We start from the raw sequence: 18545 nt of genomic DNA on the forward strand, positions 1-18545 counted from the left end.
AGTTCAAAGAATGATGAAAACAATAGACAACGATCACCGGAAGCGGCAACTACTGAAGCGCTTCCACATGCTGCTGAACAGGGCGCGGATCGATGAGGACGGTAAGCGCGAGATCCTCGCCTCGTATGGCGTAGAGCATTCCTCGGAAATGGATTGCGCAGGGCTGGCCGACGTGTGCAGTAAACTGGCCGTGGCGATGACCCCGCGGGCGTCCGAGGCTGACCGCTGGCGCAAGCGGGTGATGGCCGCCGTGTTCGGCTACTGCCAAGCAATGGACTATGAGGCGGATGTAAATCGGGTAAAGGCTATTGCCTGCCGAGCGGCCGGGGCAACGAACTTCAACCGCATTCCGCTGGATCGTTTACGCAGCCTTTACAACGCCTTTATGCAGCGTGTAAAAGACATTGAAAAGGTCGGCCGAATGGCGGATACACCTCAGGGCGGCGGGGGCTTCCTCTATGTGATGTTCCCCGACGGACGGAAAGAGATCCCTGGGCGCATAAACAGATAAACACCTAAACGCATAAACAGAAATGACAACAGTAGAAATGACGGCCGAGGAGCGCCAAGAGTTTGAGGCCTACAAACTGGCTAAAGAGAAAAAAGCGGCGGAGGCCAAACGGAAGTCCGATCGCGAAGCCTACACGGAATTGGTGGATGAGACGATCGCGGCCGTAATGCCCGAGCTGACGAATATCAGCGAGGCTATCGCCCAGAAAAAGACGGCCGCGGCGGAGGCCTTCCGCGGGGCATTAGAGATGAAGGCGGAGCTGTTCGGCGTCAAAGACGATCAGCAGTCGCACACGTTCACCAACTCCGAGGGCACGATGCGCATCACCATCGGGCACTACATGCTCGACAATTACCGCGACACGGTGAACGAGGGTATCGCGATGGTCAAAACGTACATCGAATCGCAGGCCCGCGACGATGCCAGCCGCGCGCTGGTCAAGGCCATCCTGCGGCTGCTGTCGCGCGACGAGGCGGGCAATCTGAAGGCCTCCCGCGTGCTACAACTGCAAAAGATGGCCGAGGAAACGGGTGACGAACGCTTTATAGAGGGCGTGCGCATCATCCAAGAGAGCTACCAACCCACGCCCTCGAAAGACTACATCCGCGCGGCGGTACGCGACGAGTCGGGCGCCTGGGTGGCCATCCCCTTAAGCATGACGGACGTATGATCATCGCAGTAGACTTTGACGGAACGATCCACGACGGCCAGTGGCCGAGGATCGGCGAGGCGATGCCTGGGGCGCGTGAGGCGATCAACGCTCTGCGCGCCGAAGGGCACTACATCATTATCTGGACATGCCGCGAAGGGCGCCAGCAAACGGAGATGGTGAACTGGCTGCTTGAAAAGGGCATTGGTTTCGATCGAATCAATGATCATCAGCCGGATCAGGTGGTGACCTATGGCAGCGACGCGCGCAAGGTGTATGCGCATTGCTACGTGGACGATAAGAACGTAGGCGGGATGCTCCCGTGGAAAGATATTGCCGCGTGGATCCGCCGCCAGGAAGAGGCCTACCGGGCGGCGGCCTCTACCGAGGCAGGGAAGTTTGGCCGGGGGGATCTCAAGGCCACCAGTGAACCTTGCCGGGTACATGCCTGCGAAGTTTGTCGGACGCATGCCACCGAGAATAACACATCGGAAACGGTCAGCGAGGAGTAAAACAGGATGGCGGCGGGGATGATTCATATCGGGGCGGCTGCGGCCGCCTGCGAAGTTTGGCCGGGTACGCGCGGGGGCGGCATCGAGACGGTCGTATCGTGTGAGATCGGCGCATTTGGTTCCGACGTGTTGGCCTCCCTGTTCCCCGCCGCCTATCATCATAAAGACATCCGTACACTGACAAAAACGATCATCGATGAAAGACTTATTCCACGATTCGGCACCGACTATGGCCGCCGTACGATACTCACCGGGGGCAGCCATCGGGCCTGTACCCGGCAGACTTCGCCGGCGCCCGCAGGCGCCCCGCCGTGCCGATAAACGATTCAACGAAGAAGCCCTAAGAGCGGCCGGCAACGCGATTGTCCCGCAAGTGGCTTATGAGATTATACGGGGGATCGTAGAGATAGAGCGGGGGGAGCATTTTCCTGACGTCAGGAAAGAAGTAGACAAGGTATAAGAGTAAGATGTTATAAATTTCTTTTGATAGGGGCGGCCGGAGTCCGGGATGGATAGGCCGCCTTTGCTGTATATAGGCGGGTGACATTGTGTCTATCTTTTCACCTGCCAAATCGTCGCCCTTTCCCTCCGCTTTTGCTTCCTTTGCAAAAGCAAGGACAAGCAATCAATGATGACCGGACAGAACCAGACGAAAGAGACGGAGGGAAATCCTTCCATGTGTTTGACACGGGTGGAGCGTCGCGAGGCGCGCCGCCGGCTGCTGGCAGCGCGTTTCTATTACTGGACAGAGGTACGCCGTCGCCGCTTCGATGATGTGATGCACATTCTGTCCGAGCATGAGTTTTTCGTAGACGAACGGTCTATTATGGACGTGCTGCGTGGGGTCAGCCACTACCTGTCCGACCTACATACCCGCCGCGAAACAGCCGCCGCCCTCCGTCGTGCCTACCCCTCGTGGAACTGGGAGGGGTAAAAAACGCTTTCAATACCTTTTCTTATTCACCGGCCGCGTGCCGATCGACCACGCCGTGGGGGTGATGGCGGCAACCTTACGCTGAGCCACGAAGTAACCCCCTTCCACTGCGTCTGGGCCGTCGGCTGGGGCGGGGAGTCCATCATCGAAGAGCTTAAACTGTTCCTCGAGTCGCTGCATGTGGGGATTCTCTTTTTCGGCAATGTTGAAAATCAGGTTGCCCGCCCGATTGAGCGGCTCAAGGTTGCCTTCAATTCGGGCGAACTTATCCGGTTTGGCTCGTTCGTCGGGTGCGATAGAGATGATGAATTTCCGTTCGATGGCCTTTTGCAGGAAAAGCGGCTTGAAAACCTGTTCGTAGAAGGGATCCTGTAGCTTGTTATTCTCGATGTAGTTGTAAATCGTCGTACGGTCGCGGACGTAATCCTTTTGGTAGTAGTACCAATTGACGAACTCATCATTGGTGACGTGGTCGAGGAAGGCCGTAATGACATACAGACGGCCATCCAAAATGCCCAAAAGCACGTTCGACTTAAACGATCCGAGCGCTTTCACGCCTTTGCGGTGCGTCGTACGATTGGAGGGCGCCGGGTCGCCATAACTAATGAGGAAAGGAAACTTATTAAGCGGGGGCACGGCGCCCCATGTGATCTCTTTGAAGTACGTCCCTTCAACCACTGGGTTGTTGAAGCATTCCTTTTGCGCCGAGGCGGCCGACACCTGAGCGAGTACTTCGTCGATCATCGCCTCCGTATTCTTTTCCGGCCAGACCGAAACGCCCTCAGCAAAGTCTCGCTTGGGGTCGGGGCGGCGGATGTCTACCATTCGGATATTGATGATGTCCCAATTTCCCAGCGGCTTATTCCGCCCGGCCAGCTCACGGGCACGCGCACCGGCTCGGGCAATACAGCAATCGCGGGCGATGATGTTGCCGCACCAAATAACCAACAGGGGCTCGCTGAATGAGCGTGTAAAGTAGAGGGCTTGCTCTGGTCCAGTTCCATTTGTCGGCGATGATTTCAGGATTGCGGCATTCTTCATCCGTGTCGAAATCGTCGGGGGCGGCTGCGGCCGCCGGCGAAGTTTGGCCGGGGGCGGCTGCTGCCGCCAGCGAAGTTGGCCGGGTACATGAGGGAGGGGAGTGGGAACAGCTCTTTGATCCATTCTGGGCGGGATGCGCCTCAGGGGCCATTGGCGGCGCTTTTCGCGTTCGGCCACGGGCATGGCGCGATCGATGGCCGTTTCTTCGCGGATGGATTGCAGGTATTGCTCCCATTCCTGTAAAGCCTGTTTGTCCGTCAGCTTCATCGGAGCATCTCTTTAATGTATTGATCGAATAGGGCGCTGACCTCGATGGCCTTTGTGGGATCGAAGGCGCGCAGCGAGGGTTCAGTAAGGCCTGCGATACATTGATCACATCGCGGACACCACTACCGGGCCCGGTGCGCCGGGCGGCGAAGTTTGACCTGTTACCTGCATATCGGTTCCGCTCCGAGCCTCTTTTCACCCCCTTCCTACACCGCTAATTGTCGGAAAAACAAGTGCCGACTGCCCGGATCCCCACGGCAAAGAGCCGCCGATTTTAACCGTTAAAACCGCCTGAATCCGCAGTTCTTTACACGCCGATTTGCGGGGCGTCTGAGCGCCCTTCACCTTTGCCGCCGAATCAACAAACCAACGAACCAACTAACAACTAACAACTAACAACTAACAACGAACAACTAAACACCTAAACAAACCAACAACCAACAACAAACATCAGTATGGACAAAGATTTAGAGATTAAGACCGTCGGGCAGACGAAGCTCGACAACGCGATGCACGTGACCTATCACACCGAAATGCACGGCATCCTGAAATCGGCCGATCAGGCCAAGACCGGTATCCCGGCCGAGATCATGACCGACTACAACGGCGGCATCACCGAAGAGACCGAACTCAACCGCGAGGCCCAAGCCGACGCCCTCACGGCCGAGCTCGTGAAGGCTGACACGGCCCGCGATCGCGCCGTGCAGTACTTCTTCGCCTCCGTCCGCGCCGCCCGACTCTCGCCCGACGAGGCCGTACAGAAAGCTGCCGCCGCGCTCATGCCCACCGTCAGCGTCTACAGCGGCGCCCCCACCGAGGCGGCTGACCGTGAGACGGCCCTCATCTCCGGCCTCGTGGTCGACCTGAAGAAGGCGGAGCTCACGGCCCACCTCACCACGCTTCACCTCGCCGACCTGCCGGCCAAACTCGAGGCCCTCAACAAGGCCTTCTCCGACTTGGCCACCAAGCGCTCAGACGGACGCGCGGCCACGAAGCTGCCGCTGGCCTCCAAAGTCCGCCCGCGGACCGACGCGGCCTACGAGCGCATCCTCTTCACCCTCCGCTCCAACTACCTCTTCGGCTCCACGCCCATCGAGAAGCCGGCCATCGAGGCCCTCGCCGCCCGCCTCAATCAGCGCGCCGCCGAGCTGGACGCCGCCTGGAAGCAGTCCGCCGCCCAGAAGAAGCGCACGCCCCGCAAGCCATCCGTCCCCAAGGAACCCAAGCAGCCGAAGGAGCCCAAGGAGCCTAAAGACCCGAAGCAACCCAAGGATCCGAAGAAGCCGGGCGGCAGTGATCCCAAGGATCCCAAAGATCCCAAAGACCCCAAGAAGCCGGGCGGTGGCTCCGGCGAACAGCCCCAGCCGGGCGGCGAGAAACCGAAGAAGCCGGGCGGCGACGGCAATCCGGACATCACCCTGCCGGAGGAATAGGCGTTTATGTGTTGGGGCCTAACGGCCCTGTTTAGATGTTTAGGTGTTTAGTCGTTGAGATGTTGAACTGCTTGTCAAGCCAACGAACAAACGCCTCAACAACTCAACGGGCCGGAGGCCTCAACAACTCAACAGGCCGGAGGCCTCAACACCTAACAATGACCATGTACCCGTGTAGGGGCGGCCTCTGCCGAGGCAGGGAAGTCTGCAGGGTACCCGTGTAGGGGCGTATTGCATACGCCCCACAGACGTCCCGGCAGGGACGGGCAGCGGACATATTTATTCGGCCCTACGGGGGCCGTCTAATGGGGGCGAATGCAATTCGCCCCTACACGGGTACTGTGAAATGACCCTCGCCGCGGGCTCCAAATCGGTTTTTAGCCCAATCCTCGGCGGGTTTTAGGCTTCAAATCGGTTTTTGGCGCAATCCTCGGCGGGTTTTGGGCTCCGAATCGGTTTTTGGTGCAATCCTCGGCGGGTTTTGGGCTTCAAATTGATTTTTGGCCCAATCCTCGCCGGGTTTTGGGCTTCAAATTGATTTTTGGCCCAATCCTCGCCGGGTTTGGGGCTCCGAATCGGTTTTTTGTGCAATCCTCGGCGGGTTTGGGGGCCGCGGGTGAGGGTCGCCGGCAGCGAGTAGCCTAAAAGTGACAATACAATAACAATTAAACGATGATGTACAGAAATGAGACCACGGGGCGGCGGTACACGTTCGTTGCCCCGGACAGTTTAGAGGGGCCGGATGTGGTCATGGTACCTTTCCCGGCCGCGGCGCTGCGCCGGCCTACGGCGGACGGCATCATCGGTCACGATTGCAATCCTTGCATCGTACCGGTGACTGCCAATGACCCGACCGAGCTGCGCGCCTTCCCGCAGGGCATTCAGCCTGCCTCCATGCTGATCGTGGAAAACGAGACCGATAAACCGGTGACCGTTTCGGGCATTCCGTGCTACCCCGGGGATACGGTGATGATGTACACCGGCGGCGCGGACAGGTACGTCCGTCTGGGTGGCCCGGCCCCGTGGGTGAGCCCCACGGAAGCGGCGCCAAAGCCGGAAGAATCTACGGCGGTGAAAGCCTCCGAGGCCGCGAAGGCGCCCGAGACGGTGGGACCTTCCGAGGCTACGAAGGCGGAACCATCCACGGAGGCAAAGGCCCCAAAGGCCGACCCCGCAAAAACGAATAAGTAACCCTGCCAAGGTGTTTCCCCTCACTTTTTTGTTCGTTCCGAGGCTGCGCGCACTGGCCGACCTCTCTCCCGGCCGTGCGCGCGCCTTCTTTGGGGAACTAAAAACGAAAAGTGAAAAGCTAGAAACAAAAAGTCCTACCGGTAGGAGAGGCACCCGGCCGCGGGTCGTTTTTCACTTTTCACTTTTCGTTTTTAGTTCCCTGCTCTGCCTGACCAGCTGCCGCCTGTTGCGCATGCCGTACACGGAGCGCGAGATGACGCAAAGGGAAGTGGCCGAGACGGTGCGCGATACGCTCGTGGTCATCGAACCCGATTCGGCCCTGATCCGTGCCTATCTGGAATGCCAGTCGGGCAGGGTGGCACTCTCGCGGCTGATCGCCGTGCCCGGCACGCGCATCGTGCCGAACGTGACGCTGACGGACGTCCTGACCGATACGGGCTACCGCGGTGCCCTGCTCGATGTGCACTGCCACGAAGACAGCCTCCGCCGGGTGATCGCCCTGCGCGACCGCACCATCCGCGAGCTGACTGACCGTGTCCGCACGGAGTATGTCACCGTGGAACGCCCCTTCCGGTGGCATCACCGGGCGCTGATGGGCGGCGGATACGCCTTCCTGGCCCTTGTGCTCGGTATGGCCGCGTGGCTCATCGTGCGGCTCTACATCAGAGGCCGCGGGGGTATCCCCTAATTATTACAACCAACAACCATTAACAATTAAAGAAAAGACATGGCATTAGGAAAGAAAATCCGATCTGTCGGACTGAGCGCCATCCTGTTCGGCGACGTGACAGACGGCGGCGCTAAGATGCCGGAAGAGATGAAGCAGCTGGCCCGCACCCTGAAGGGCACGGCCACCTTTACCACCGAACAGGATCAGACACAAGAGTTCTTTTGCGAGGAAGAGCCGGATGCCCCGGTGGAATCCGTGATCTCGGAAAAGGGATTGAAGAACCTCACGTTTAACATTCTCGAATGGGATAACGCAGTGCTGAAAACCCTGTTTGGTGGCAAAGAGGTGGATGGCAAAATCAAGGATCAGTCTGGCACGGAGCATAACGTGAAAAAGTTCATCCCTCCGAAGGACTACGTGGAAGTGGAAAAGGCGCTTCGTGTGCTTACGCCTTACAAGGTGGGCTTCGACATTCCCCGCGCAAAGATCCTCGCCCTCTTCCAGTGGAACCTGACCCGTACGGAGATCGCGCAGATCGAAGTCACGGCGCGCTGTATGAATCCCGATGGGGACGATAGTGGCACCTACGAGCCATTCAGCTGGACATAATGGAAGAGACGGAAAACAAGCGGGCGGTCGAGATCGATGTGGCCGACGCGCTGTTGGATACGGGGCTGCTGGTCAAGGTGCCGGCGCCCCGCCCACTGCGCATGTTGGGGATAAAGGTGTTCCCGATGCGCTTTCGGCGCCCCGTCTACGCCCAACTGTTGCGCATTAGTCGGATGTATGTGCGTATGCACGTCGACCTCGAAACGCTCGAAACGGGCGAGGCTGCCGCGGTGCTCACCTCAGCAGCCAAAAACGGCGTCCGTGCCAGTCGGCTGATCGCCCTCGGGCTGATCCGTTCGGGGCTGATGAGTGCGCTGTTTCATCGTGCCGTGGCGGCCTACCTACGCCGACGGATGGATGCCCAAACGATGGCCGAGCTGGCCAAAGTGATCGTCCTGCTAAGTGGCGCGGGCCATTTTACGACTATTATCAGATCGATTGCTCATCTACAGGTGACGACTCCGAATCTGAGCCGGGAAGCGACGGGGAGTTAAGGGACGAAGGCCCCCATAGCCCTTTCGGCGCACTGTTCCAGATCGCCTCGCAAGGCGTTTGGACGTGGCGCGAACTGATGTATAAAGTGCCGTGGAGCGTTGTGCTGGCGGCCATCAATGACCAACCCAAATACGGAAAGAAGAAGCCGGCTGATGAGGGTGAAATCACCTCTGAGGCCGAAGCCAAGAAGTTTTTCAATCTGGCTTAAAACGGCGGGACAGCCTCCGCCCCCATAACCCACCAACAACTAACGAGAAAAGGCCGTGGCCGACGAAAAAAACGATATACGTAACATTCGAGTTTCAGGGCAATCTGGATAAGGATGTCGACGGCGTGACGAACAGTCTCGACCGATTAGAGATAGAGGCCTCCAAAGTCCTAAAAAAGATGGCTGAGGGGAGCAATCTCGTGTCGCGGGGCTTTCGTGTGCAAGCCGATGTCATCAATAAGCTGCCTGGGCCACTGAATACAGCCGCCTCGGGAGTTGGATCCCTCTCTAAAGCCTTTGGGGCCCTCAAAGCCTCTGGGATTGTTTTTCTCCTCGACGCCATCGTCGTTGCCCTGCGATCCTTGGTGATGTGGTTCAACTCGTCTGTTGAGGGACAGATGGAGTTTGCCCGTACGTCTGGCTATCTTTCTGGTGTGATGGGGCAGCTTAGGGAATCGCTCATTAAGCTCGGCGAAACGATCTATAACGCCGTCCGCGATCCGATAAAGGCTGTAAACGATGTGTGTGGAGCCATTTTGTCGAATCTCGCCAACCGCTTATTGGCTTTGGGGGATATGTTCAAAGGGCTGAGCAAAATCATTTTCTCGGGCTTTACGGAGGGTTTTGACGAGCTTAGTGCAGGTTTTTCAAAATTCTACTGGGGAATAGATCGTGCCAATGAGCGCGTGTCTGATTATCTCACGTCTATACATGAAGCAGCCAAAAAAACGGCTGAGTTGGGTGTAGCTGGGGAAAAGCTGTCGCGTGACCGTAGCGAATGGCGGGTGGAAGAAGCGGAAAAAGAGGCCAAAGCGGAGAAGCTGCGCGAGCAGATGGAAAGCGCCAAAGGCAAAAGGCGGATCCAATTAGCCAACGAATACAAGGCCGTCGTCAATGAGATTTACGACGAGCGGAAGCGACAACTTACTGAGGAACTACGCATACAGGAGGGCCAAAACAAACTAACGACAAACAGTCTGGAAGACATCGACAAGGTGAACCAGCTGAAGGCCTCTCTGATCAAATTGGACACGGATCGGGAAAAGGAACTGGGCGCTATAGACAAGGCGGCGCGTTCCAGCTCCGGAAGAGGGAACAAGGATGCAGAAAAGGCGCTTCGCGAACAACAGGAACGGCTCAAACTGCAAAAGGCCTACCAGCGGGAATGGGAGAATAACCAACTCGAGTTTGCGCAAAAGCAGATCGACCTGCTGAATGACAGCTACTACAAACAACGCCAGCAGGCCGAACTGAATAAGAAGAAGGAACTGGCTGCCATCAAACAGCAGGAGGAGGATATGCTGAAGGCCAAACGAGAGGCCTACGGCAAAAATGCCACCCTATCGGAGGAAGAAACGACCTACTTCAAAAACCTCGTCGATCTGGCCGAAAAGTCTTATAAGAAGTCCGCGGCTGAGATTGATGAAGCCGTCAACGGCGCATTCAAGGAAGGGCGCTTGCGCTTCGCCGATGAGTTGGCCGTGCAGCTGGATGACATCGAAAGCTACTACAAAGAGCGGCTGCGGATGGCGGAAAACAATGAGAAACTGATCGCCGAACTCACCGTCGCCAAAGAGAAAGAGATCACGCTGGCCAAAAACAGCTACACCGCGGAGATGCTCAATTATGACATTGAGATCACCCGTAAGCAGATGGCCAATGCGGAATCTTTCTATCGCTGGGAAGCGGATCGTCGCAAAAAGCAACTCGAGGAAGAGCGCCGGGTGCAAAAGGAACGTATCCGGCTGATGGAAGAGCGGTACAAGCTCGCCCCGACGGATAAGCTGGCTAAGGAAATAGCCCTTGCCCGCGAGGAACTCGAAGCCCTGAATAAGGAACTCGGACGTATCCCGACGCAAAAGCTGTCCGAGGTGCTCGGCGCCTTCGGGCAGATGGCCGCGGCGCTGGGCGGACTGAGCGGCAGCGTGGGTCAGGCCTTCGCGGCAATCGGTTCGAGCCTCGCCGCCGCCAGTGAGATGCTTTCCCGCGACATGGATACGACACGGGGCAAGGTGGGCGCCATCAGTACGGCCATCTCGGGCACGGCCACGCTGATCAATATGATCACCGCGGCGGCCGAAAAACGCCGTGCCGTGGAAAAAGAGTTCTACAAAAACTCAATCGCCTTTGCCCATGAATATGCCCTGTCGCTGAATGAGCAATTGCGCCTGCAAAGCAAGTCGGGCGCCTTTGTGCGCAACTACGCCGGCGAGATCAAAGACAGCTTCAAAGCGCTGAATAACGCAATGGACGGTTATTCCAAGGCCATCGGCAAGCTGCATGAGGGGCAGGCCAACGTCGACCTGCGCAACGTAGTCGACGGCAACAACGTAGTCAAAGGGGCGGCCACGGGGGCACTGGCCGGCGCGGCCGTGGGCTCGATGATCGTCCCTGGCATCGGTACGGCCATCGGCGCCGTGGTGGGGACGATCGGCGGACTGCTTGCGGGCATATTCAGCAAGAAGAAAGACAAGGTCACGGATGATCTGATGAAGGTCTTCCCGGGGCTTGTGGACGAGGCGGGGGCGTCTGCGGACGCCGGCGAACCTTGCCGGGTACATGCAGAGTGTGGAGTATGCTGCCGGCTGTCAGGCCTCCCCGGACCTATACGCGGTGAGCTGCCCCGCCGCAGCGCCCTCAACGTCGAGCGAAGCGCGCCCAGCCCTTGATTTTCTTTTGCTCCTTTTCTTGCATCAAGGCAAGAAAAGGGGGGCAGCAAAGCAGGTTAGCCGGCAAAGAGGCGCTGCCGCTGTGAAGAGGGAGAATCCGCAAGATCCCCCCCTCTCTGCCGACAGGTATCGATCACGGCTACGGCCATCGAGGGACGGCTGACGGCGCTGCTGATCTATCAAGACGCCATCAAACTATCCGTAGGGGGGATCAATCAGACCCTCGTGGTAGGTGTAGCCATACTGACAGAGATACGTGACAATACGGCCTACTGTCGACGCCTCGAGCAGATCGAAAGCGGCATCGGCAGTATGAAACGCGAACTGGAGACAATCAATTCCCGCGGGGTCATCCTGCGAACAGCATAACGGATAAGACGGAAATGAAAACGAATATCTACATCGATGGCGTGGACGCCCGGGCGGCCTTTGGCGTGTGGGTGGTACGGGGCGGGGGGCCTGCGGGCCCCGGCGGCCTCTGCCGAGGCTGGGAAGTCTGCCGGGTACCCGTGTGTAGGGGCGAACCCTGCATTCGCCCCCATGAGACGCCCCCCGTAGGGCCGAATAAATATGTCCGGCACCCGTCCCTGTCGGGACGTTTGTGGGGTGTATGCTGTTGCGCCCCTACACGGATACCTTAAAACTCGCCGAGGATTGCACCAAAAACCGTTTTGAAGCCCGAAACGTGCCAAGGATTGCACCAAAAACCGTTTTGGAGCCCGAAACGTGCCAAGGATTGCACCAAAAACCGTTTTGGAGCCCGAAACGTGCCAAGGATTGCACCAAAAACCGTTTTGAAGCCCAAAACGTGCCAAGGATTGCACCAAAAACCGTTTTGGAGCCCGAAACGTGCCAAGGATTGCACCAAAAACTGATTTGAAGCCCGCGGCGACCCTCTTTTTGCACCAAAAACCGATTTGGAGCCTGCGGCGAGGGTCGCCTGGGAGGGAACTTAAAAGAGACAATACAATAACGATTAAACAATAGAGAAATAGCCATGTACAGAAATAAGACTTTACCGGGGCCCGCCCCCCCGGCTGTAGCTTCGCTGCCCGGCGCACCGGGCCCCGGCTTCATCCTGTATGAGTTTGAACTGAATTTGACGGTGATCCGATGAAAATCTACGATAAAAAGGATGCGCTAATCCTCGACGTCGAGCCGGACGATAGCAGCTATGCCGAGGATCGGATCCATCAGACAAAGCTGCTGACGCTCTACTATTCCCTGCCTGAATATGTGGAGATCCCGGAAGGGGCCTACACCGATTTCCGAGGTACGCGCTACCGGCTGGAAAGCGCGCAAAAATTCATCTGCCACGGCGACCGCAACTTCGAATACACCGTGACGATGGAAGGCCCAGAGGCTGCCCTGCGTAAGTACAAAGTGCGCGACACGACGATTCAAAACCTGCTGAAGTTTGCCTACACGGCCAAACCGCGGGCACACTTGGAGCTGATCGTGAAGGCACTCAGGGTCGCAGGGATAGCGGCTGGACGGTGGGCGGCTGCATTGAGGCGACGGAAAAGACGCTTTCATACAGCCACACCTCCTGCGCCGATGCCCTGCAAATGCTGGCCGATGAGTTCAAAACGGAATGGGAGATCCGGGGTAAAGCCATCTACCTGCGCCGTGTGGAATACAACAAAGCCAACCCGCTGCGCTTGCGTTACGGGCGCGATTGCGGGCTGAAGCCGGGCGTGTCGCGTGACAATTTCGGGTCAAAGAAGCCCTGCGAGATCCTGCTTGTACAGGGCGGGCGGAAGAATATCGACGCCTCGACCTATGGCAGTGTGGAACTGCTGCTTCCAAAGTCGCAAACGATCGCTTTCGATGGGACGAAGTTCGCCGATGAAGCGGGCTTCAACGCCGCCACGGCGCGCAGCTACAAAACGGATGCGACAGGTACGGAGATCACCCGTGCCGACCGGCCGCTTCTGACCTTTGTCGAGGATAGCATCGACCTGTCGCAGATCTACCCCAAACGCGTGGGCACGGTCTCGTCCGTCGAGATGATTGCCGGTAAAGATGGCCATGTGAATTACGACATTATCGACAGTTCCATCCCTGAGGCCCTCGACTACAATAAGGCGCTGATCAAAGGCCAGACGATGAAAGTCATTTTCCAAAGCGGCAACCTGACGGGGGCCGGTGCGCCGGCCGGCGAGTATGGCCGGGTACCCGGTCAAACTTCGCAGGGGCCCGCAGGCCCCCCCGGCGGCACGGTCTACATCCCGAAGGTGGGTGACACCTATGCCGTATTCGGTTGCTCGCTGCCCGACGCTTATGTGTGCGACAATACCACACGGACGGGCGCCTCGTGGGAGATGTTCCGGGAGGCCGTGCGGGTGAAATATGAAAACGAAGTAGAGCGATACACCTTTTCCGCCGAGCTGGATGAGCTGTATGCCGACCGTCACTGGATAGAGATCGGCAGCCGCATCGTCAAAGGTGGATTCGTGTTGCTCGAGTCAGATAAGTACGCCCCCACGGACGGCCTGCTGATCCGTATCACTGGGGTACGCACGCCGGTGAACACCCCGCGCCGCCCCCAGTTCGAGCTCTCGAATGTGGCATCGCCGGGCAGCGTGTCGGGGCAGCTGGGTAAGATCGATCGCAACGAGGTAACAACGGAAGAGGGCTTCCGACAGCTGCGTCACGAGACGGCGCGCACCTATGAGCATGCCAAAGAGGCGCAGGATATGCTGGAAAAGGCGCTGGACAATTTTTCGGCTGGCGTCAATCCCATCTGGGTGCGCACGATGTCCGTATTGGTGGGCAACGAGTATCAGCAATTCATGTTCGTCGACAACCGGACGGAGACGCAGCGCGAAATCATCCCGCTGTTCGAGATGAATAATGAGACGAAGGTGTTCACGGCTCCGGCTGCCATCCTGAAGCATATGACGATGGGCATCAATAAGACCTCATCAGCACACAAAGCGACGGATTATAAGTATTGGGACGTGGCGGGCTACACCTCGCCCTTCCTCGGGGGCGAAAAATCGGCCTTTTACCTCGTGGCTAAATGTGCCAAAGGGGGCACGTCGGGCGAGTTCTTGTTGCAAGAGGTATACAAGTATGACCCGGGCGATGGCTTTTATTACTTCCTCGTGGGGCTGCTTTCGTCTGAATCGGGCGGGGAACGCAGCTTCGCCACGGCCTACGGCTACACGGAAATCCTACCCGGGCAAATGCGCATCCGCAACATCATCAGCCCCGACGGCCGGACGTATTTCAACGTGGCCGAGGGGGTGATCGGCGGGAATATTCGCATCGAATCGGGCTCCGTGGGATACAGCAACCTGACGGACAAACCGGATCTCTCGATCTATGAGACGCGTTCGGAGTTCAAGGTCTTTGCCGATCAGATCCGCGGTGAGGTGGGGCGTATCAATGTCACGGCCGGGGGAACAAAGGATCAGCTCGCGGCGCTGCAAACGTGGTCGCAAAATCAGGTGAACAGCCTGCTGAATCGGCAAGCAACGTCCGAGGATAAGATCTACCGACTGCAAACGGCGGGCTTTATAACCACCGCACAAGGTAATGCGCTCTACGCCTCCGCGCAGCTGGCCAACGGGGACACGATCGCCTCGTACATCACCCAAAGCCCGACGGCGATTAATCTCATATCGCAAAACATCTCCCTCACTGGTCGCGCTGAGTTCAAGAGCCTGCAATCACAACTCAATACGCAGCGGGAAAAGATCGATAACAAGCCAGACAGCAGCAGTCTGGGTAGCCTCGCCTGGAGAAACAAAATCGGGAAGGCAATGATGGATGAAACGATCATTGATGGGGGGTATATCAAAACGAGTCTGATCGACACGAACAATTTGATCGTAAAGAAGGCTGCACAAATTGGTGATTTTATAGTGAGGGGTGGTTCTCTCACGGTGGAACACTATGGGGATTATGAACGATCAAAAGGAGTAAGTATTAGTCCGAACGGCGGTGTCGATGTCAGAGATGGGAATTACGGATATACGAGAATCAGAGGCGGTGAGATCAGCGTAAAGCGGACGAATGGCGGGGGAACGGTATCCATGGGCGGCGACGGCTTTAGCTATGAGAAAGGGGACGCAGGGTTTTATGTCAAGATCTCCCCATTCCTCGGAGAGTGGCAGCCACGCCTCCGCCTCAATATGGGGCCACTACCCCATGTGAACACGGTAAAGAAGGAAGGTGGAAACACCTTCAGGCAGCTAATGATCGAAGAAAACAAGTGGATCGTTTGCTGGGAATGACACAAACGAACAATCAAACAATAGACAATATGAAAAGAATCGATTTCAGCAGAATCAAATTGGAAGTAGAGCCCGGGCGCTTCGAGGTGCTCGACCAGCGGCGGGCGTTCGGCAATGCCATCTACGCGGAGTCGTTTACCCTCGATGTCGATGCGCTGGCACGTAAGGTGTACTTTGCCCCCGCGGGCAAGGAAGAAACGTTTTCAGACGATGAATTTGCACTGCTTATTCAGCGCCTCACCGGGAAATTCATTTACTCGATTATTCGAGATGTCAAAAACGCGGCGATCGACGTAAAAGAGGGATGACGGCTATGGAACTGCAACGAATTATCAGACAGGGCGTGACAAAGATCGACGAGGCTGGCACGCTGTCGATCCGGTACAACATCACGGAAGAAGGCGGACGAACGATAGAATTGAATGACTCGATCGAACGTGAGGTTCGGAACCTCGGCAGTGTTTCGGCCTTTCCGGACGGGTGGATCAGCTTTTACATCGATAAAGGGAGCAATCTGTCCGACGCGGAAAAGAAGGCTGTGTTTGCCGCTATCGTGGACGAGGTGGCCAGTGCGTTCCGACCCGCGAGTGGTACGTCTGAAAAGAAGGCGTAAGGCATGAAAGTGATCTACAACGGCCTCGTGCCTTTCCGTGGCTTTACGGCCATCAATCTGCTGGGCGTCGTATTCGCTCGGCGGGAGTATCGGCCGCTATCCGAAGCCATCCTACGGCATGAGGCCATCCACACGGCGCAGATGCGCGAAACGGGTTACCTCGGATTCTACCTCATCTATATGCTGGAATGGCTATGGGGAATGCTGCGTCTCCGCGATGCTCACACGGCTTACCGGGCTATCCGATTCGAGCGTGAAGCATACCGCAATATGGCCGATCCGAACTACCTCACTCAGCGCCGCCCCTATGCGTGGACGCGGCCGGAAGTATAGACAATGAACCATTAACGATTATACGAAGTATGGACAGACAGTATTTGCAAAAGCAATCGGATGCAAAGTTTCGCATCGACATTACGGACCGAATGGGTAACCCCGTCGATCCAACGAAGTGCGACCTGCAATTTGAGTTTTACACGTCGCGGTCGCGGCGTATCGTCGTCGGGCGAAAGCTCGGCGAAGCGTTCCCCCCGGGATTGAAGGTGGATAATGGGCAGGTGGTCGTAGGCCTCGACAACCCCCGATTCACCGAGGGCCCCCTCTTTGCACGTTTTCGGACGCGCATCTATGATGCCACCTTTCCGGATGGATTCTATGACATCGCCTCGGGCGAAGTGAACACAGGTATTGAAGTAGTAGACAATTAAACAACGTAAGACATGGAAGGAAAAGAGTTTAACGTAACAGTAGCGCTCGACCAGCGGCTCGGGCAGGATGGCAAATCGGCCTATGAGCTTTGGAAAGAGCAGGGCAACGAAGGCAGCGTGGCCGACTTTCTGGCTAAGCTGAAAGGCGAACCGGGAAAGGCTGGCAAAAGTGCCTACGAGCTTTGGGTAGAGCAGGGCAACACGGGCAGCGTGGCAGACTATCTGGCTAAGCAGAAAGGCGAACAAGGCGACGCCGGTAAATCGACGTACGACCTTTGGAAAGAGGCTGGCAACGAGGGCAGCATGTCCGACTTCCTGGCTAAGCAGAAAGGCGAACAAGGCGACGCCGGTAAATCGACGTACGACCTTTGGAAAGAGGCAGGCAACGAGGGCAGCATGTCCGACTTCCTGGCTAAGCAGAAAGGCGAACAGGGCGACGCCGGTAAATCGACGTACGACCTTTGGAAAGAAGCAGGCAACGAGGGCAGTATGTCCGACTTCCTGGCGAAGCAGAAAGGTGAAAAGGGTGACGCCGGTAAATCGACGTACGACCTTTGGAAAGAGGCAGGCAACGAGGGCAGCATGTCCGACTTCCTTGCTGCCCAGAAAGGTGAAAAGGGTGACACCGGCAAGGTGACCACACGAACGATCACACTCGAGTCCACGGGTTGGGATCCCGCCGGTATGGGTCGTATCTCAGTGGCCGTAGACGGCGTGACAGCTGAGAGCACGATCATCGTGAGCCCTGCACCAGATTCGGTTACGACGTATGGGAAATGCGGCGTATATGCTGCCGCGCAGGAAGAAGGCCGCTTGACGTTTGCGTGCGCCATGCAGCCACAAGAATCGCTCACCGTTAACATCGTCATCTTATGATACTGAACACATCCATTACAGGGGTGCCTGCCTTTACGGGTATCGTGCACAAGTACAAGGTGACGAATAAGAGTCTGGCCGGCCCGGCAGAGGTCGCCGCTGGAATGCCGGGGCGTGACATTGTTCCAACAGTGAATGGGGTATCTATGCCGCTTTCGGCTACGATTACGCCGGGCGGTGAGGGCGTCATCTGTTCCCCCGTCGCTAAGTTTGAGCTGAATACTCCGATCGGAGGGGGTGAGCTGAATGCTCCTAACAATCGGATTCATTTGGGTGAGGCGGTTACGCTTTCTCGCACCTCCGAGGGGTATTTGCTGATTGAACGGGAGGTCGTGGCTGAGATTTAGCCGCTTCCCTTGGGGCGCCCTGCCTTAACCACATTACAGGATGGGGCGCCCTGTCTTTTCGACACAAACAACGACTAACAACAATGAAAGTACTCTTTGAAGGAACCGGTGCCATGTTTCCCGTGGCCACCGCGTGTTTCCTATTCGTTTTAATCGCCATCATCGTAGACCTCATCAGCGGCATACGGAAGGCCAAAGAGAGCAAGCAAGAGATCCGCTCGAAACCACTCAGCCGGACGGTCACGAAGTTCGTCATCTATGAGGGCGCCGTGGTCATTGCGACCATGATCGACTACATGCTGCATTTCTCGCATCTGTTTGTATTGATGAAGCTGCACCCCATCGTAGGGTTGCCCGTCATTACCTGTCTGATGAGTGTCTTTCTCTGCATCATCGAGATTCTCAGCGTACGCGAAAAGGCCGACGAAAAGACTCGCCGCCGCTCTGAGGCTATCGTGCAAGCCGTGATTGAAGCCCTTGGAACGGATAACCTCGCCGAGATTCTACGGAAGAAGGCAGATGACACCTTGCACGGCCATCAACCGCCCCCTCAACAACCCAACAAATAA

Annotated in this window: 21 protein-coding genes; 20 read left to right on the plus strand and 1 reads right to left on the minus strand. The window is 57.1% G+C overall.

Annotated elements, in window-relative coordinates:
* Positions 1–13: 13 nt before the first annotated feature.
* From C7123_RS11835 to C7123_RS11855, 5 genes are all read left to right on the plus strand, one after another.
* The gene (locus C7123_RS11835; RefSeq protein WP_159049925.1) at positions 14–511 is read left to right on the plus strand and encodes a hypothetical protein; all 498 of its coding nucleotides are present in this window, start codon (positions 14–16) and stop codon (positions 509–511) included.
* 22 nt (positions 512–533) lie between these two features.
* A complete protein-coding gene (locus C7123_RS11840) occupies positions 534–1181 on the plus strand; it encodes a DUF3164 family protein (RefSeq protein ID WP_037985079.1) in 648 nt (215 codons plus the stop codon).
* Entirely contained in the window at positions 1178–1672 is a 495-nt protein-coding gene (locus C7123_RS11845; RefSeq protein ID WP_069175180.1) for an HAD family hydrolase, read from the plus strand. Before C7123_RS11840 ends, C7123_RS11845 begins: the two co-directional genes overlap by 4 nt.
* A gap of 18 nt (positions 1673–1690) precedes the next feature.
* Positions 1691–1993 carry a hypothetical protein gene (locus tag C7123_RS13050; protein ID WP_159049926.1) on the plus strand — a complete coding sequence of 101 codons (303 nt, stop codon included), beginning with the start codon at positions 1691–1693 and terminating at the stop codon, positions 1991–1993.
* A 310-nt stretch (positions 1994–2303) separates the two neighbouring features.
* Complete coding sequence (locus C7123_RS11855) at positions 2304–2606, plus strand: hypothetical protein (RefSeq protein ID WP_159049927.1); 303 nt, start codon at positions 2304–2306, stop codon at positions 2604–2606.
* Positions 2607–2615: 9 nt separating this feature from the next.
* Here C7123_RS11855 and C7123_RS11860 read toward each other — a convergent pair whose 3' ends face one another.
* Positions 2616–3914, minus strand: coding sequence for a hypothetical protein (locus tag C7123_RS11860; RefSeq protein ID WP_069175183.1), 1299 nt, complete (start codon positions 3912–3914; stop codon positions 2616–2618).
* Between the two features lie 455 nt (positions 3915–4369).
* Here C7123_RS11860 and C7123_RS11865 point away from each other — a divergent pair, with 455 nt between their 5' ends.
* The 15 genes from C7123_RS11865 (at position 4370) to C7123_RS11935 (ending at position 18545) form a co-directional block, all read left to right on the plus strand.
* The gene (locus tag C7123_RS11865) at positions 4370–5347 is read left to right on the plus strand and encodes a DUF6261 family protein (protein ID WP_069175184.1); all 978 of its coding nucleotides are present in this window, start codon (positions 4370–4372) and stop codon (positions 5345–5347) included.
* Between the two features lie 672 nt (positions 5348–6019).
* Positions 6020–6538 (plus strand): dihydrolipoyllysine-residue succinyltransferase component of 2-oxoglutarate dehydrogenase complex, encoded by a 519-nt coding sequence (locus C7123_RS11870; RefSeq protein ID WP_069175185.1) that lies wholly within the window; start codon positions 6020–6022, stop codon positions 6536–6538.
* 253 nt (positions 6539–6791) lie between these two features.
* Positions 6792–7226 carry a hypothetical protein gene (locus tag C7123_RS11875; RefSeq protein WP_159049928.1) on the plus strand — a complete coding sequence of 145 codons (435 nt, stop codon included), beginning with the start codon at positions 6792–6794 and terminating at the stop codon, positions 7224–7226.
* Between the two features lie 39 nt (positions 7227–7265).
* Positions 7266–7817, plus strand: coding sequence for a hypothetical protein (locus C7123_RS11880; RefSeq protein ID WP_069175187.1), 552 nt, complete (start codon positions 7266–7268; stop codon positions 7815–7817).
* Positions 7817–8311, plus strand: a complete 495-nt coding sequence (locus C7123_RS11885; protein ID WP_069175188.1) for a hypothetical protein — start codon at positions 7817–7819, stop codon at positions 8309–8311. Before C7123_RS11880 ends, C7123_RS11885 begins: the two co-directional genes overlap by 1 nt.
* Positions 8312–8388: 77 nt before the next feature.
* Positions 8389–8520, plus strand: a complete 132-nt coding sequence (locus C7123_RS13490) for a hypothetical protein (RefSeq protein WP_257791032.1) — start codon at positions 8389–8391, stop codon at positions 8518–8520.
* 179 nt (positions 8521–8699) lie between these two features.
* Positions 8700–11189: a glycine zipper domain-containing protein gene (locus C7123_RS11890; protein WP_069175189.1), complete on the plus strand. Its 2490-nt coding sequence runs from the start codon at positions 8700–8702 to the stop codon at positions 11187–11189.
* Positions 11190–12685: 1496 nt separating this feature from the next.
* Positions 12686–15433 carry a hypothetical protein gene (locus C7123_RS11900; RefSeq protein WP_159049929.1) on the plus strand — a complete coding sequence of 916 codons (2748 nt, stop codon included), beginning with the start codon at positions 12686–12688 and terminating at the stop codon, positions 15431–15433.
* A gap of 29 nt (positions 15434–15462) precedes the next feature.
* On the plus strand, positions 15463–15741 hold the full coding sequence (locus C7123_RS11905; RefSeq protein ID WP_159049930.1) for a hypothetical protein: 279 nt from the start codon (positions 15463–15465) through the stop codon (positions 15739–15741).
* A 5-nt stretch (positions 15742–15746) separates the two neighbouring features.
* Positions 15747–16046 carry a hypothetical protein gene (locus C7123_RS11910; protein ID WP_159049931.1) on the plus strand — a complete coding sequence of 100 codons (300 nt, stop codon included), beginning with the start codon at positions 15747–15749 and terminating at the stop codon, positions 16044–16046.
* 3 nt (positions 16047–16049) lie between these two features.
* Positions 16050–16379, plus strand: a complete 330-nt coding sequence (locus C7123_RS11915) for a hypothetical protein (RefSeq protein ID WP_069175193.1) — start codon at positions 16050–16052, stop codon at positions 16377–16379.
* A gap of 29 nt (positions 16380–16408) precedes the next feature.
* A complete protein-coding gene (locus C7123_RS11920) occupies positions 16409–16753 on the plus strand; it encodes a hypothetical protein (RefSeq protein ID WP_038001076.1) in 345 nt (114 codons plus the stop codon).
* 12 nt (positions 16754–16765) lie between these two features.
* Complete coding sequence (locus C7123_RS11925) at positions 16766–17629, plus strand: hypothetical protein (RefSeq protein WP_069175194.1); 864 nt, start codon at positions 16766–16768, stop codon at positions 17627–17629.
* The gene (locus tag C7123_RS11930) at positions 17626–17976 is read left to right on the plus strand and encodes a hypothetical protein (protein WP_038001080.1); all 351 of its coding nucleotides are present in this window, start codon (positions 17626–17628) and stop codon (positions 17974–17976) included. The genes C7123_RS11925 and C7123_RS11930 overlap by 4 nt, the downstream gene beginning before the upstream one ends.
* Before the next feature lie 83 nt (positions 17977–18059).
* The gene (locus C7123_RS11935) at positions 18060–18545 is read left to right on the plus strand and encodes a phage holin family protein (protein WP_069175195.1); all 486 of its coding nucleotides are present in this window, start codon (positions 18060–18062) and stop codon (positions 18543–18545) included.

Origin of the sequence: Tannerella serpentiformis, assembly GCF_003033925.1 — a bacterium.
Lineage (GTDB): Bacteria > Bacteroidota > Bacteroidia > Bacteroidales > Tannerellaceae > Tannerella > Tannerella serpentiformis.

Bases quoted from the DNA above. Each gene is read 5' to 3' on its own strand.
- C7123_RS11915 (WP_069175193.1), top strand. From the start codon at position 16,050: ATGAAAGTGATCTACAACGGCCTCGTGCCTTTCCGTGGCTTTACGGCC.
- C7123_RS11855 (WP_159049927.1), top strand. From the start codon at position 2,304: ATGACCGGACAGAACCAGACGAAAGAGACGGAGGGAAATCCTTCCATG.
- C7123_RS11935 (WP_069175195.1), top strand. From the start codon at position 18,060: ATGAAAGTACTCTTTGAAGGAACCGGTGCCATGTTTCCCGTGGCCACC.
- C7123_RS13050 (WP_159049926.1), top strand. From the start codon at position 1,691: ATGATTCATATCGGGGCGGCTGCGGCCGCCTGCGAAGTTTGGCCGGGT.
- C7123_RS11835 (WP_159049925.1), top strand. From the start codon at position 14: ATGAAAACAATAGACAACGATCACCGGAAGCGGCAACTACTGAAGCGC.
- C7123_RS11920 (WP_038001076.1), top strand. From the start codon at position 16,409: ATGGACAGACAGTATTTGCAAAAGCAATCGGATGCAAAGTTTCGCATC.
- C7123_RS13490 (WP_257791032.1), top strand. From the start codon at position 8,389: ATGTATAAAGTGCCGTGGAGCGTTGTGCTGGCGGCCATCAATGACCAA.
- C7123_RS11890 (WP_069175189.1), top strand. From the start codon at position 8,700: ATGGCTGAGGGGAGCAATCTCGTGTCGCGGGGCTTTCGTGTGCAAGCC.
- C7123_RS11860 (WP_069175183.1), bottom strand. From the start codon at position 3,914: ATGAAGCTGACGGACAAACAGGCTTTACAGGAATGGGAGCAATACCTG.
- C7123_RS11925 (WP_069175194.1), top strand. From the start codon at position 16,766: ATGGAAGGAAAAGAGTTTAACGTAACAGTAGCGCTCGACCAGCGGCTC.
- C7123_RS11905 (WP_159049930.1), top strand. From the start codon at position 15,463: ATGAAAAGAATCGATTTCAGCAGAATCAAATTGGAAGTAGAGCCCGGG.
- C7123_RS11840 (WP_037985079.1), top strand. From the start codon at position 534: ATGACAACAGTAGAAATGACGGCCGAGGAGCGCCAAGAGTTTGAGGCC.
- C7123_RS11865 (WP_069175184.1), top strand. From the start codon at position 4,370: ATGGACAAAGATTTAGAGATTAAGACCGTCGGGCAGACGAAGCTCGAC.
- C7123_RS11930 (WP_038001080.1), top strand. From the start codon at position 17,626: ATGATACTGAACACATCCATTACAGGGGTGCCTGCCTTTACGGGTATC.
- C7123_RS11875 (WP_159049928.1), top strand. From the start codon at position 6,792: ATGACGCAAAGGGAAGTGGCCGAGACGGTGCGCGATACGCTCGTGGTC.
- C7123_RS11880 (WP_069175187.1), top strand. From the start codon at position 7,266: ATGGCATTAGGAAAGAAAATCCGATCTGTCGGACTGAGCGCCATCCTG.
- C7123_RS11845 (WP_069175180.1), top strand. From the start codon at position 1,178: ATGATCATCGCAGTAGACTTTGACGGAACGATCCACGACGGCCAGTGG.
- C7123_RS11885 (WP_069175188.1), top strand. From the start codon at position 7,817: ATGGAAGAGACGGAAAACAAGCGGGCGGTCGAGATCGATGTGGCCGAC.
- C7123_RS11910 (WP_159049931.1), top strand. From the start codon at position 15,747: ATGGAACTGCAACGAATTATCAGACAGGGCGTGACAAAGATCGACGAG.
- C7123_RS11870 (WP_069175185.1), top strand. From the start codon at position 6,020: ATGATGTACAGAAATGAGACCACGGGGCGGCGGTACACGTTCGTTGCC.